Origin of the sequence: Bradyrhizobium sp. BWC-3-1 (assembly GCF_032917965.1) — a bacterium.
GTDB classification, from domain to species: domain Bacteria; phylum Pseudomonadota; class Alphaproteobacteria; order Rhizobiales; family Xanthobacteraceae; genus Bradyrhizobium; species Bradyrhizobium canariense_D.
Genome location: NZ_CP136625.1, coordinates 4049891 through 4063088 on the forward strand (window position 1 = coordinate 4049891; position 13198 = coordinate 4063088).

The window sequence follows — 13198 nt, forward strand, 5'->3', positions numbered from 1 at the left end:
GAATCACCGCGGCAGCTTGGCGATCGCTTCGCTCAATTCGTGGATCTCGTAGGGCTTGCGCAGGATCGGGAAATCGCCGCGCACGCCTGCGGCGACTTCGCTGTAGCCGGTGGCGAGCAGAATCGGCAGGCCGGGGCGGATCTGGCGGAGGTGATGGGCGAGGCTGAGCCCGTCCATCTTGCCGGGCATGACGATATCCGAGAACACGAAGTCGACGCCGTTCTTCTCGATCTCGCTCAAGGCGGCTTCGGCGTCCGCGACCCGGCGCACCTGATAGCCGAGCTGCTCCAGAAGGCCGATGCTGACGGCGGCGACGTCCGGATTGTCCTCGACCAGCAGCACCGTGCCGCTGCCTTGGAACGCCGGTTCTCCCGCCGCCTCACGCGATGGCTCGTCTTCTCCGCGCGGCAGCAGGATGGTGAAGGTCGTGCCCTTGCCGAGCGCGCTCGCGACCCGGACCGTGCCGCCGGCCTGATGGGCGAAGCCGTGCACCTGGGAGAGACCGAGGCCAGTGCCTTTTCCGATCGCCTTGGTCGTGAAGAACGGCTCGAAGATCTTGTCGAGAACGTCGGAGGGAATGCCGAGGCCGGTATCGGTGACGTCGATCGCGATGAATTCGCCCACGAGGGGGTCCTCGTCGAGCACGAGATTGCGCGCTGCGATCGTCACCGTGCCTCCGTCGGGCATCGCGTCGCGGGCATTGATGACAAGGTTGAGCAGCGCGGTCTCGAGCTCGGAAACGTCGGTCCTGATCGGCCAGACGTCGTCGCTGACGTCGAAAGCCAGGCGCACGGAGCTGCCGACGCCGGCATCGAGTACCTCGCGGATCGCCGCGATGCGGTCGGCGAAGTCGATCGCCTGCGGATTGACGCTCTGCCGCCGCGCGAAGGTGAGGAGCTGGTTGGTTAGCGCGGCGCCGCGCCTGGTAGCGGTCTCGATGGCCGAGATCGCGCGCTGAAGCTTGGCTTCGTCGTCGGCCCCTCGTTTCAGCATGTGGAGGCTGCCGCTGATGATCATCAGGAGGTTGTTGAAATCGTGGGCGACCCCGCCGGTGAGCTGGCCGAGCGCGTCGAATTTCTGGGATTCGGCGAGCTGCTTCTGCATCGCCTCGAGCTTGAGCTGGGTATTGCGCCGCTCGGTGATGTCGCGCGTGATCTTGGCGAAGCCGACCAGCTCGCCGGCCTCGTAGATCGGATCGATCACGACGCTGGCCCAGAAGAAGGTGCCGTCCTTGCGGACGCGCCAGCCTTCCTCCTCGTAGCGGCCCTTTTCCCGCGCGATGCCGAGCGCACGGGCGGGCTTGCCGTTGGCGCGGTCCGTCTCGGTGTAGAACCGGGAAAAGTGTTGGCCGAGGATCTCCCCGGGTGAATAGCCCTTGATGCGCTCGCCGCCAATGTTCCAGCTGGTGATTCTCCCGGTGGGATCCAGCATGTAGAGTGCGTAGTCCGCAACTCCTTCAACTAACAGGCGGAAACTGCGTTCGCTTTCGAACAAATCCCTCTGCTGACTAGACTTCTCGACCATTCGCGGACCCTGCCTCAACGGGGGCAAACGCAGTAGGTGGCGGATTGTTCCCGGAGGTTGGAACATTTTTAGGCAACATTGCGCGTCCGTATGCAGGACGCAAGCCAGCAGACGCTCGCCCGCATTCGAGCCGGAAAGCCGTGCGCGTCAGACCGCCGCCACGCTACGGAACGTCGCCGCCACCGCACGCAGCGCCGCCAGCTTTGCGGGATCGCTGACCTTCGAATGGAGCATCACCTTTGAGCTGCCGAGTTTCGGCAGCTTGTGGGCGGGGCCGACGTCGACCAGGCCTGCCGGCGCGATCCGTCGCGCCAGCGGCGCGATTGCAAGTCCGGCGAGCGCGGCTGCAACCACGGCGGTGACGCCGCCGCCGACGAAGCGCTCACGCCATTTCAGGCCGGCCTTGTCGAGCGCGCGCACAGCGATGGCGCGGACGCCGCAGGGCGGGGCGAGCGTCGCGAGCGGCAAAGGCTGCCCCTTTGGCACGGTGAAGCGTCGTGACGCGAACCAGCCGAATTCGTCCTCGGCCAGCGTCTCTCCGCCGCGCCGGCTGCCTTCCTGGCGCACGATCACCGCATCCAGTCGGCCCGCATCATAGGCCTCCTGCATCTCGCGCGAGAAGCCGATGATGACGGCAAGCGTGAGGTTCGACGACATCGCATGCAGGCGTTCGAGCAGGGGTACCAGCTCCGGCCCCGCAGCATGGTCGGAGATGCCGAGCGAGAGCGACTGCGCGACTGAGGCCTCGCCCGATAGCGCGCGGTCATGCGCCGCGATCAGCGCGCGGGCGCGCTCCAGGAACGTCGCGCCGTCTGCCGTGAGCCGGACCGCGCGCGGCGAGCGCTCGACGAGACGTTTTCCCAGCAGCGTCTCCAGCCGTTGCAGCTTGAGGCTGACAGCCGCCTGGGTCGTGCCGAGCGCTTCGGCGGTCCGCGTAAAATTCTGGAGGTCGGCGACCAGCAGGAAGGCCTGGACGGTGGCGATGTCGAGCGTTGCTGTCATTACGATGTCTTATCACTGGTATCAACAGAGATAAGATACCAAAATGTCGGTGGCGGGTCTAGCTTCTCATGAACGCCGCGCAACACCTGCGCGACATCCGAGGAGAACGACCATGCCGCTGATCACCGTGTCCTACACCACCCCGCGCCAGTCGCCGCCGCTGAAGGCCGACATCGCGAGCGCCGTATCCGAGCTCACCGCAAAAATCCTGCACAAGGACCCTGAGGTCACGGCCATTATCGTGAAGTCGGTGGAGGCGAGCGACTGGTTCGCTGGCGGCAAGTCGCTCGCAGAGCAAAAGCTCGCGAGCTACTGGATCGACATTCACGTCAGCGAAGGCACCAACACCAAGGACGAGAAGGCCGCCTATCTCGCCGCGATGTTCCAGCGCATGGCCGGGATCCTGGGCCCGCTGCATCACGAGACCTATCTGCATGTCGACGAGGTCAAGGGCGACGCCTATGGCTTTGGCGGCCTGACCCAGGAGCGGCGCTACATCGCCGGCAAGCTCGAGGTTTCGCCGGAGAAGGCGTGAGGAGGGAGGCCGCGGGTGAATAACCGCACCCGCGGCCTGAACCGTTGCCAGGGATCGTCAGCTCGCTATGCGAAACTGAACTTCGTCCTTGTTCAGGAAACAGGTCTTGTCGAACAGCTTCAGGTCGAGCGGGTTCGGCAGCCTGACATCGTCCAGGTCAGGGCAGGGTTTGAGCGAGGAATCATAGGAACGGTCGATCTGCGAGATGAAGACGACGATCAATCCCTTGTCGTGCGCGAATGATTTCAACGCGCGCACCTGAACGGTGAGGTCGGGATTTTCCCGCCGCTGGTCCAGCAGCTGCAGATAGTCGATCACCACGACCGTGCCGCGCGGTGCTGCGGCCATCTGCTTGACGACGTAGTCGGCACTGATGGCGTCGGAGCAATCGACCTCGAAGAGTTTTTCGAACTCCGCCAGATCCACGCCGATCGCCCGAAAGCGATCCAGAACGTCTTTCTCGGTGTATTCGAGCGAGAAGAACGCGGCGCGGTGGCCCGACCGCATCGCCTCTACGGCAAGCCCGAGGCTCATCAGGGTCTTGCCCTGGCCGGGACGCGCGCCCACCAGCACCAGGTCACCCGGTTGGAATTGCGGGAAAAGCCGGTTGGCCGGCGTCGCTGTGGCCGCTTTCGCCGCGAGCAGGCTCCATGCGGAAAAGCCTTGCGTCGCAGCGACGCGGTCGAGCGCATCGTGCAGCGGGATGCCTACCTCGCGGGACAAGCGCTTCGCTTTTCGTTTCAGATGATAAATGGGTGCAGACAGTCTCATCGCAAAAACCTCCCATTGCGAGCTGAAGCGCAACCCCTCCTTATGCCTTGGCGCTCGAACAGTCGGTCCGATGATCAATTCGCCCGGCATGACATCTGCTTTCCCGGCGGAGGGGGGAGGCGTGGGCGACACCGGAATCGAGGGTAGCTGATTCCGGGTTTGCCGAGAATGAGGGAGACCGAAGTTAGGCCGCTGCTTCCGGCATCAGCGCCTGGGTCGGCCCGAACAGCTCCTCGAATGCTTGCCGAAGCGCCACGTCGACATCGCTCATCGTCAGGAGCTGGCCGAGATCGACCAGCGAGGTGACGCCGTAGCGGGGATCGGCGACGCCGCAGGGCACGATGCCGGCGAAATGTGACAGCTCCGGCTCGACATTGATGGCAATGCCGTGAAACGAGACCCAGCGCTTCAGCCGGACGCCGATCGCGGCGATCTTGTCCTCGTGCTCGGGTCCCTTGTCGGGCCGCTTGACCCAGACGCCGACCCGGTCCTCGCGCCGCTCGCCACGGATGTTGAAGGCGGCGAGCGTCTGCACAATCAGCTCCTCCAGGCTCGCGACATAGGCCCGGACATCCGGCCGGCGGCGCTTCAGGTCAAGCATGACATAGGCCACGCGCTGGCCGGGCCCGTGATAGGTGAGCTGGCCGCCGCGCCCGGTGGCAAAGGTCGGGAATCGGGCATCGAGCAGGTCGGTGGTCTTGCCCGAGGTGCCGGACGTGTAGAGCGGGGGGTGCTCCAGCAGCCAGACCAGCTCCGGGGCTGCACCGGCCGCGATCGCCGCGACGCGCGCCTCCATTTCGGCGACCGCCTCCGGATAGGGCACCGGCGCGTCCGAAATCCGCCATTCCACCGGCTCGCCGGTGGAAGCGGAAAACGGCGTCAAATCGAGCTCTTGGCGGGGGTGTTGGGGCGAATTAACCATTGGCTAACCATAACCGGGTGATGATCCCAGGAGCAAATACCAGTCCCTAGTCCTAGTCCCAAGTTGCGGTGGTGCTGAAGTGCCTACTCTCGACAAAGTCACCGTGGACCTCATGGTCGTCCTCGGGACGACGACCATGCCGATCCATCAGGTATTGCGTCTTTCCCGCGGCGCCATCATCGAGCTGGACGCAACCGAGGCCGACGAGGTCAAGGTTCTGGCCAATAATTTGCCGGTCGCCTCCGGGGTCGTGCTGGTCGACCGCAACCGCATCGCGGTCGAGGTCAAGCAGATGCTGCCACGTGTCCCGGGCACACGGTAGCGGCCCGGCAGGCGTCGCGGCCCGGGCACGCGTCGCGGCCTGGGCGCGCAGTAGCGGCCGGGCAGGCGGAAAAGGCCGATCCCGGCGCAAGGAGCCGGAACTTTCCTGCCAAGCTTGTGGAATTCAGGGCCTTTGGAGGCTTGTACCCCTCTGACGGATTTGTTAGATCGGCGCCGTTGATCCGGTTGGCCTTCAAGCCTCAAGCCGGCATCCCCAAAGCGCTCGTGGCGGAATTGGTAGACGCGCTGCCTTGAGGTGGCAGTGAGTAAAATCGTGGGGGTTCGAGTCCCTCCGAGCGCACCAAGCAAACAGACACGCGAAAGATTGTTTCGCGATTTTCGGTGCCCGCCCTGTTCGCGCTGCGGACCCTGCAACGGGGCCTCCCCAAGTCTTCGATGTTCGATCTCGCGGCCGAGGGTTCGCTCCCTCGGCGCGATCGGGCATGAAGTTGCCTGGCGAAGTTCGCTATGCCCTCACGTCCGGGTTCCCTTAGTTTGCCTGCGGTCGAGACTCCGGCTCGATCTGCGTGGCGGCGGGCTTAAACACCCTCGCCGGATGGCTGAAGATCTCGAATTCGTCGCCCCGCGCTATGCCGACAAGCGTGATCCCGCTGGCTTCGGCCGTTCGGACTGCGAGCGCGGTCGGTGCAGACATGGCAACGACGACGCCGGCGCCGATCGCGGCGGTTTTTTGCACCATCTCGACCGAAATCCGGCTGGTGAGAATGACGGCGCCAGCGCGGCCGGATGCTCCTTCCGTCGCGAGAGCGCCGGCAAGCTTGTCGAGGGCGTTGTGGCGCCCCACGTCCTCGCGCACCGTCATGGTCTTGCCGACTGGCTCGAAAAAACCCGCGGCGTGAGCGGCGCGTGTCTTGTAGTTGAGGATCTGTGACTCGCTGAGGGTTGCGACGGCCGTGCTGATCTGCTCCGCCGTGAGGTTCGCTGGCTGCTCGACGCACTGAACGATCCGCCCGGCTTCCCGCAAGCTGTCGATGCCGCACAGGCCGCAACCCGTCGGCCCGACCAGATGTCGCCGGCGCTCCTTCAGGCGGCGCCCGGCGTTCGTTCGCAGCCATAGCCGCAGTTCGATGCCGTCGCGACCGGGAACGACCGTGAGCTCCTCGATCTCGCCGATGTCCCCGATGATCCCTTCGGTCAGGCTGAATCCCACAGCAAGATCGGTCAGATCGGCGGGAGTTGCCATCACAACGGCGACGGTCGTTCCGTCGTAGACGAGTGCCACGGGACATTCCTCCGCCAGCATCCGCTCATCCCGCGTTCCGCTCGACGTCAGCCGGGGCATTCTCACGGATGCCGTGGGCATGGATGCGCGATCGTGTGCGCCGGATCGAGAGCCGTGCATGGGTGTTCGTCCTACGTCGATTCATCGACGCACGAACCGGAGCAAGGTTCCGAACGCTTGGAACTTGCCATCCCATCTCGGGTTTTGCGTGCAGGGCTTGCGATTGAAGGAAACGCCATGCGGCAAAAGGCAAAGGTCGAGAACTATGATGCGCCGGCAGGCGGCTGGGGCTCGCTCAAAGCCGTTGCCAGTATCCTGACACAGGAAGAGGTCGCCATTCTCGGCAGCGAGATCCTGCTCAAGCAGAACAAGCCGGACGGATTCATGTGCGTGAGCTGCTCCTGGGCCAAGCCGGCCAAGCCGCGTCCGTTCGAGTTCTGCGAAAACGGCGCCAAGGCGACCGCCTGGGAGATTACGCGCAAGACCGTGACACCGGAGTTCTTTGCGCAACATACGCTGGCTGAACTACGAACTTGGTCCGATCATCAGTTGGAGGAGCAGGGGCGCCTGACGACGCCGATGCGTTACGACAGGGCAAGCGACAAATATCTGCCGGTCGACTGGGAGGAGGCCTTTGCGGCTATCGGCGCCGAGCTGAACCGGCTCGATCCCCGTTCGGTCGTGATGTACACGTCTGGACGTGCCTCGCTCGAAACCAGCTACATGTACCAATTATTCGGCCGCATGTACGGCACCAACAATTTCCCCGACAGCTCGAACATGTGCCACGAAACCACGTCGGTGGCGCTGCCGGAGGTGATCGGAGTTCCGGTCGGGACCGTTCTGCTGGAGGATTTCGAGACTACCGGTTGCATCTTCTTCTTCGGCCACAACACGACCACCAATGCGCCGCGCATGCTGCATCCGCTCCAGGAGGCGGCGCAGCGCGGCGTGCCGATCATATCTTTCAATCCGCTGCGCGAGCGCGGCCTGGAGCGTTTCGTCAATCCGCAAAATCCGGTCCAGATGATCGCCGGCGGCACGCGCATCAGCTCGCAATATTATCAGGTGCGGGTCGGCGGTGATGCTGCGGCGATCGTCGGGATTTGCAAATGGGTGATCGAGGCGGACGACCTCGCGCGCAAGAATGAAGCTGCGCGCGTGGTGGATGTCGAATTCATCCAGCAGCACACGGCCGGCTTCGAGGAGTTCGCCGCATTCTGCCGTACACAGGATTGGGACGAGATCGAACGGGCCTCGGGGCTTTCGCGCGGTGCGCTGCGCGAAGCCGCGAACACCTATATGGAAGCCAAGGCTGTGATCGCCAATTACGGCATGGGCATCACCCAGCACAAGCACGGCGTCGAGACGAACAAGATGATCGTCAACCTGCTGCTGCTTCGCGGCAATATCGGCAAGCCGGGCGCGGGCATTTTGCCGATCCGGGGCCACTCCAACGTGCAGGGCCAGCGCACCGTCGGCATCTCCGAGAAGACCAAGCTGGTGCCGCTCGACAAGCTTGCGGAGCTTTTCGGTTTCGAGCCGCCGCGGTGGGAGGGACTGTCCACCGTCGACGCCTGCCAGGGTATTCTGAAAGGCGACGTTCGCGGCTTCGTCGGCCTCGGCGGCAATTTCCTGCGCGCCGTTCCGGAGCGGTCCCTGATGGAGCCCGCCTGGTCCGGCCTGCGCCTGTCGGTGCAGATCGCGACCAAGCTCAACCGGACCCACCTCGTGCCGGGCGAGGGCACTTATCTGCTGCCGTGCCTCGGCCGGATCGAGATCGACCGGCAGGCCAGCGGCGCACAAGCGGTGTCGATGGAGGATTCCACCACCTGCATTCACGGATCGCGCGGCCAGCGCAAGCCGGTGGCCGACCATCTCCTGTCGGAGCCGGCGATCGTCGCCGCCCTGGCAAAGGCAACGTTGAAGCCCAACCCCAAGATCGATTGGGACGCCTGGGTCGCCGACTATTCGCGGGTTCGGGACGCCATCGAGCGCACCTATCCCGACCAGTTCAAGGACTTCAATGCGCGCATGTTCGAACCCGGCGGTTTTGCGCGGCCACTCGCGGCGCGCGAGCGGAAGTGGAAGACCCCGAACGGCAAGGCCAACTTCACCGTTCCGAAGTCGGCCTTCGCGCCGCCGCGCGAGACCGACGGCGTCTATGAGCTGATGACACTGCGCGCGGACGGGCAGTTCAATACGACGATCTACGCCGAAGGCGATCGCTTTCGCGGCATCGAGGGCGGCCGCTACGTCGTGTTCATGAATCCCGCCGACATGGAGGGAGACGGGTTGAAAGCAGGAGATACCGTCACGCTGGTGACGGAGGCGGGCGACGGTGTCGAACGCAGCCTGAGCGAACTCCAAATCGTCCCCTATGGCATCCCGCGCAGGAGCATTGCGGCTTATTATCCGGAGTGCAACGTGCTCATTCCGCTCTGGCATTACGCGGAGGGCAGCAAGGTCCCTGCGGCAAAATCCATTCCGGTGCGTCTGTTCAAGGACATCCTTCCAGAGATCGTCGAGGCCGGAGAGGCTCGGATCTCGGCGTCGTGAACGCCGTCGATCACGCCCACAGGAGTGAAGGACGATGAGAGACAGCGCGTCGGACGTGACCGACATCAGCGACGCCGTTCACTTGTGCATCGACATGCAGAACATCTTCGCTCCGGGTGGCCTTTGGGAGACGCCATGGATGGCGCGAGTGTTGCCGACGATCGCCTCGATCGTTTCGCGCCATCAGGCCAGAACGATCTTCACGCGATTCATCACGCCGGAAGATCCGGAAGATCGTCCCGGACAGTGGCAGCGCTATTTTCGTCGCTGGCGCGAAGCGACCCGCAAACATCTGCCGCCATCCGGCCTCGAACTCGTGCCGGCTCTGAGCCGCTTCGTTCCGCCGGCTGCCGTCATCGACAAGCCGGCCTACTCCGCGTTCAGCAATCCTGGCCTCGCGAGCCTGCTGATCGACAAGAACGTCGGCACGGTCGTCATCACCGGGGCGGAGACGGACGTCTGCGTGCTCTCGACGGTCCTGAGCGCCGTCGATCTCGGCTTCAGGGTCGTCATCGTCGAGGATGCGCTGTGCAGCTCGTCCGACGTCGGCCATGATGCGCTGATGACGATGTATCGCACCCGCTTTCACGGCCAGGTCGATCTGATGACCGCCGAGGAATTGGCGGAGTTCTGGCGCGAGTAGGGCACGACCCGCTCAATTGACATTGTCGCCGAGCATGTTGCGGAAGGCGGCGGCGACGGCGGCAATGCCGCTGGCGCCGTGCATCAGCGCGATCTCGCCCTGTTGCTCATGGCGGATGGCGTGGGCCATCACACGCAGGCGCAGATCGCCGCCGCTATGCCACATCTGGTCGGCCATCTTGACTGCGCCTGCGTGATGCTTGCTCATCGTTTCGACGAAGACCGTGTCGAATTGGTTCGCCGGCGCGGCCTTGACCTGCCGCATCTCGGCCTGTGTCAGGAAGCCCGGCATGGCGGCACGTTCGTCCGAGCTGCAATCGGGTATCTCGGTGTCGAACCAGCTCAGCCACCACGTCTCGAAAATCCGGTTCTCGCCGGTCTGGCTTGCGACCATCAGCATCGCCAGCTTTCGCAGATGCGGGTCCTGCGCGCGCTCCGCGGCGATCCGCGCCAGCGCGATGCCCTGGGCGTGATGCGCAGTCATGTGACGGATGTAAGTCTGGTCCGCGTCCCTGTCGCGGCCCGCCCACTGCGGCTCGTAACCATGGCTGCCGAACAAGGCAGCCGCGCCGAGCAGTGCGATCAAAGCCAGCGCGCCGGTGATCCAGGCATTGGTGAAGCGAACGTCGCGCGCGGGTGCTGCTCCCCCCGTCCAGCGCAGCCGGGCAAACAGGGGGTACATCACGGCCGAGGAGCCGTGGACGAGCAGGCCGATCCAGTAGGGCTGCTGCAGCGTGAACAGCGGTTGCCAAAACGGAAACAGGGGCACCAGCACGAACCATTCCATGCTTGACGAGAACACGGCCCAGGGCAGCGCGAGCAGCAGGATCGTGAGCGGCCGCAGGTCAGCGGTCCAGCGCCCGAGCACACCGAAGAACACCAGCGCCCAGGAGAAGTCCGCCCATTGGTGGAAGGCGATCCCGGCAAGGATCGCGCTCCACGACGGCTCTGCGCTGATCGCCCAATCGCGCGCGGGAATGGCGGCGACCGTCATCCAGTCGACCGCGGCATCGCGTCCGATGCGCGCGGCGAAGAGCTGGCTGACGATGGTCGAGAAGGTGCTGCTGATCAGGCCGAGTTCGGCAGCGGCGACCCAGCGCGAGCGTCGCCGTGAGGCGCCTTCATCACCGGTGCGAATTGACTTGGAAATGGCTGACGGCGCGGCAGCGTTCACGTCAGCTGATTGAGTTTCTTCAACGGATTGAGCTCGCTCGGCTTGCTCTGTTCGTCCCGGCCGCGCTCCGCTTGCTCCTTGCCTTCCTCATGGAGATTCTGATCGCCGACGATCTCGCCGACGGCCTGTTTCGCCTTGCCGGCGATCCGCTGACCGAGGCCCTTGGTCTTGCTCATGATCCGCCTCCTGGCTCACGCCGCCACCCCGGCGCTTGAAGGGGGTGAGCGCCGGGGCTGCGGTTTCGTCTATTCAGCCTCCGGCAGGGGGGACGTCGGAGGCGTTGATGAGACTCTCTGACGCGCGGATGGTTCCTCGGCCGTCACCGTGGCTCGAGTTCGATGATCACGCCTTCATTGCCGCGGAGCAGGATGGAGGCGTCCGGCAGCGGCTCGGACGGCAGGTCGAGATGCGTCGACATCAGCAGGCGGCCGCGACCTTGCCAATGCAATTTCCGCGGCTCGGCGGCAATGTTGAGCGCGACCAGAATTTCCTTGCCGCCATCCGTCCGCCTGTAGGCAAGAACGTCGTTCTGCGCGCGTAGGGGCTCGTAGCCGCCGTGGCGCAGGCACGCGCGCTCGCGCCGCAGTCGCATCAGCGCGCGAAACAGCGCCAGGATCGAACGTGGGTCGCGCTGCTGCGCGGCCACGTTGGCCGCGCCGTCGCGCGGCTCGAGCGGCAGCCATGGATCGCCGGTTGTAAAGCCGCCGTTGCTGCTGTCATCCCATCGCATCGGCGCGCGTTCGGGATCGCGGCAAAGGCCATACCCCGGCACGAGCTTCTCAAAGGGATCGTGGACGCGGTCGGGCGGAATGGGAACGCGCTTGCGGCCGATCTCGTCGCCCATGAAGAAGAAGGGCGTTCCCCGCAGCGTCATCAGCAGCATCGCCAGCACGCGCATTTGCGGCTCGCCGATTTGGCTCGCGATCCGTTGCTTGTCGTGACCACCGATCACCCAGACCGGCCATGCATGATCCGGGATGGCGTTGAAATACGCGTCGATCGTTGCTTGCAGGGACAGCGCGTCCCATTGCGAGTCCAGCAGTGCGAAATTGAGGGGCAGATGCAGGCGCGGTCGGTCGTTGCCGTAGAAGTGGCCGATGCGGTCGGTCTTGCCTTGGACTTCACCGCACAACATCCGCCCTGGATAGCCGTCGATCACCTCGCGAATGAATTCGATGCAATCCATCGTCTCCGGCCGGTCGTCGGTAAAGACGGGCGTTTGGCGCTGCGGCGGCGGCTTGCCTTTCGCTTGCGGGTTATGCGGATTGTCGCGCAGCAGCGCGTCCTTGATCAGGACCGCGCTGGCATCGACGCGAAAGCCGTCGACGCCGCGATCGAGCCAGAAGCGCATGACGTCGGCGATCGCGGCGCGCAGTTGCGGGTTGCGCCAGTTCAGATCGGGCTGCTCGACCAGGAAGGAGTGATAGTAATATTGCCGCCGCGCCTCGCACCATTCCCAGCCGCTGCCGCCGAAGCGGCTCAGCCAGTTGTTGGGCGGGCCGCCGTTCTCGGCTGCGTCGGCCCAGATGTACCAATCGGCCTTCGCGCTGTTCCGTGAGCTGCTGCTCTCGATGAACCATGCGTGATCGTTCGCGGTATGATTGGGCACGAGATCGAGGATCACGCGGATATCCGCCGCGTGCAGGGCCTTGAGCAGGCGGTCGAACGCCTCGAGGCTGCCGAACGCAGGATCGATCGAGCAGTAGTCGGAGATGTCGTAGCCGAGGTCGCGAAACGGGCTCTTGTAGACCGGCGTCAGCCACACCGCGTCGACGCCGAGCCATTTCAGATAGTCGATGCGGGATGTCAGGCCGGCGAGATCACCCTTGCCGTCGCCGTCCGAGTCCTGGAACGAGATCAGTGCGATTTCGTAGATGACGGCGGATTCCCACCACGCACCTTCGTTACGGGACGCTTCGCTCATTGTCTTGCATCACCTCGTCGCGCGTTCTCAGGTCCGTTCCGTCGCGGCGTGCGCTGCGATCTGCTTGGCCGCGGTTCGGGCGCTCTCGATGCCCTTGGGAAAGCCGCTGCGGTTCGGATACAGCTTGCGCCGTGCGTCGCGCTGCGGCCGCTGCGGCTTGGTGTCCTGCGCGGCGCGGTAATCGAGCATCGCGATGCCGCCGACCATCAGCAGCGCCAGCGCGATATTGCCCTTTTTGGGATTGTCCGCGGTCAGCCCCGAGAGCAGCGCGGCGGCATCGAGGCCGTCGCCGCCGACGCGGGCCCACAGGCCGGCGTTCTTCTCGACCGAGAGCGTCATGACCCCGGCCAGGATCTCGCGCAGGCCGAAGGTGCGGACCAGCGTCTCATGGCCCTCCATGCCCAGCGTTTCCGTGACGCGCCGCGGCGCGAAGAATTCCACGACGCCGAGACCGATGCTGAACCAGCCGAGCGCACGGGCGAGCTGGTCTTCGGGCCGCTTCAGGCTCGGGCCGCCCTCGACGATTTTCGGGTCGCCCTTGGTGCGAACGATGTTGGAGAAATGAAACATGGGTCTTGCTC

Annotated in this window: 13 protein-coding genes and 1 tRNA gene; 5 read left to right on the forward strand and 9 right to left on the reverse strand. The window is 64.7% G+C overall.

Annotation, left to right across the window (positions count from 1 at the left end; translation table 11 throughout):
- Nucleotides 1–3: 3 nt before the first annotated feature.
- A complete protein-coding gene (locus RX329_RS19590) occupies nucleotides 4–1524 on the reverse strand; it encodes a PAS domain-containing sensor histidine kinase (RefSeq protein WP_085351344.1) in 1521 nt (506 codons plus the stop codon).
- A 147-nt stretch (nucleotides 1525–1671) separates the two neighbouring features.
- Nucleotides 1672–2526 (reverse strand): LysR family transcriptional regulator, encoded by an 855-nt coding sequence (locus RX329_RS19595; protein ID WP_085351345.1) that lies wholly within the window; start codon nucleotides 2524–2526, stop codon nucleotides 1672–1674.
- Nucleotides 2527–2638: 112 nt separating this feature from the next.
- Between RX329_RS19595 and RX329_RS19600 the strand changes: the two genes are divergently transcribed.
- Nucleotides 2639–3061: a tautomerase family protein gene (locus RX329_RS19600; protein WP_018455230.1), complete on the forward strand. Its 423-nt coding sequence runs from the start codon at nucleotides 2639–2641 to the stop codon at nucleotides 3059–3061.
- A gap of 57 nt (nucleotides 3062–3118) precedes the next feature.
- Here RX329_RS19600 and RX329_RS19605 read toward each other — a convergent pair whose 3' ends face one another.
- Nucleotides 3119–3832 (reverse strand): DNA helicase, encoded by a 714-nt coding sequence (locus RX329_RS19605; protein ID WP_143273336.1) that lies wholly within the window; start codon nucleotides 3830–3832, stop codon nucleotides 3119–3121.
- 184 nt (nucleotides 3833–4016) lie between these two features.
- Complete coding sequence (lipB, locus tag RX329_RS19610) at nucleotides 4017–4754, reverse strand: lipoyl(octanoyl) transferase LipB (RefSeq protein WP_085351346.1); 738 nt, start codon at nucleotides 4752–4754, stop codon at nucleotides 4017–4019.
- A gap of 79 nt (nucleotides 4755–4833) precedes the next feature.
- Between lipB and RX329_RS19615 the strand changes: the two genes are divergently transcribed.
- Complete coding sequence (locus RX329_RS19615) at nucleotides 4834–5076, forward strand: FliM/FliN family flagellar motor switch protein (RefSeq protein ID WP_085351347.1); 243 nt, start codon at nucleotides 4834–4836, stop codon at nucleotides 5074–5076.
- A 218-nt stretch (nucleotides 5077–5294) separates the two neighbouring features.
- Nucleotides 5295–5379: transfer RNA gene (locus tag RX329_RS19620), tRNA-Leu, on the forward strand.
- Nucleotides 5380–5565: 186 nt separating this feature from the next.
- Here the strand turns inward: RX329_RS19620 and fdhD are convergent.
- On the reverse strand, nucleotides 5566–6399 hold the full coding sequence (gene fdhD / locus RX329_RS19625) for a formate dehydrogenase accessory sulfurtransferase FdhD (RefSeq protein ID WP_039799364.1): 834 nt from the start codon (nucleotides 6397–6399) through the stop codon (nucleotides 5566–5568).
- Nucleotides 6400–6555: 156 nt separating this feature from the next.
- Between fdhD and RX329_RS19630 the strand changes: the two genes are divergently transcribed.
- Nucleotides 6556–8877 carry an FdhF/YdeP family oxidoreductase gene (locus RX329_RS19630; protein WP_085351348.1) on the forward strand — a complete coding sequence of 774 codons (2322 nt, stop codon included), beginning with the start codon at nucleotides 6556–6558 and terminating at the stop codon, nucleotides 8875–8877.
- Between the two features lie 34 nt (nucleotides 8878–8911).
- Nucleotides 8912–9520: a cysteine hydrolase family protein gene (locus RX329_RS19635; protein ID WP_018455224.1), complete on the forward strand. Its 609-nt coding sequence runs from the start codon at nucleotides 8912–8914 to the stop codon at nucleotides 9518–9520.
- A gap of 12 nt (nucleotides 9521–9532) precedes the next feature.
- Here RX329_RS19635 and RX329_RS19640 read toward each other — a convergent pair whose 3' ends face one another.
- From RX329_RS19640 to RX329_RS19655, 4 genes are all read right to left on the reverse strand, one after another.
- On the reverse strand, nucleotides 9533–10693 hold the full coding sequence (locus RX329_RS19640) for a DUF305 domain-containing protein (protein WP_085351349.1): 1161 nt from the start codon (nucleotides 10691–10693) through the stop codon (nucleotides 9533–9535).
- Nucleotides 10690–10869, reverse strand: coding sequence for a CsbD family protein (locus RX329_RS19645; RefSeq protein ID WP_085351350.1), 180 nt, complete (start codon nucleotides 10867–10869; stop codon nucleotides 10690–10692). The genes RX329_RS19640 and RX329_RS19645 overlap by 4 nt, the downstream gene beginning before the upstream one ends.
- Nucleotides 10870–11012: 143 nt before the next feature.
- Entirely contained in the window at nucleotides 11013–12617 is a 1605-nt protein-coding gene (locus RX329_RS19650; protein WP_085351351.1) for an alpha-amylase family glycosyl hydrolase, read from the reverse strand.
- Nucleotides 12618–12644: 27 nt separating this feature from the next.
- Nucleotides 12645–13187, reverse strand: a complete 543-nt coding sequence (locus RX329_RS19655) for a hypothetical protein (protein WP_018455219.1) — start codon at nucleotides 13185–13187, stop codon at nucleotides 12645–12647.
- Nucleotides 13188–13198: the final 11 nt, after the last annotated feature.

Coding starts and splice junctions, on each gene's coding strand:
- RX329_RS19595 (WP_085351345.1), bottom strand. CDS start 2,526: ATGACAGCAACGCTCGACATCGCCACCGTCCAGGCCTTCCTGCTGGTC.
- lipB (WP_085351346.1), bottom strand. CDS start 4,754: ATGGTTAATTCGCCCCAACACCCCCGCCAAGAGCTCGATTTGACGCCG.
- fdhD (WP_039799364.1), bottom strand. CDS start 6,399: ATGCCCACGGCATCCGTGAGAATGCCCCGGCTGACGTCGAGCGGAACG.
- RX329_RS19590 (WP_085351344.1), bottom strand. CDS start 1,524: ATGGTCGAGAAGTCTAGTCAGCAGAGGGATTTGTTCGAAAGCGAACGC.
- RX329_RS19645 (WP_085351350.1), bottom strand. CDS start 10,869: ATGAGCAAGACCAAGGGCCTCGGTCAGCGGATCGCCGGCAAGGCGAAA.
- RX329_RS19655 (WP_018455219.1), bottom strand. CDS start 13,187: ATGTTTCATTTCTCCAACATCGTTCGCACCAAGGGCGACCCGAAAATC.
- RX329_RS19605 (WP_143273336.1), bottom strand. CDS start 3,832: ATGAGACTGTCTGCACCCATTTATCATCTGAAACGAAAAGCGAAGCGC.
- RX329_RS19650 (WP_085351351.1), bottom strand. CDS start 12,617: ATGAGCGAAGCGTCCCGTAACGAAGGTGCGTGGTGGGAATCCGCCGTC.
- RX329_RS19600 (WP_018455230.1), top strand. CDS start 2,639: ATGCCGCTGATCACCGTGTCCTACACCACCCCGCGCCAGTCGCCGCCG.
- RX329_RS19635 (WP_018455224.1), top strand. CDS start 8,912: ATGAGAGACAGCGCGTCGGACGTGACCGACATCAGCGACGCCGTTCAC.
- RX329_RS19630 (WP_085351348.1), top strand. CDS start 6,556: ATGCGGCAAAAGGCAAAGGTCGAGAACTATGATGCGCCGGCAGGCGGC.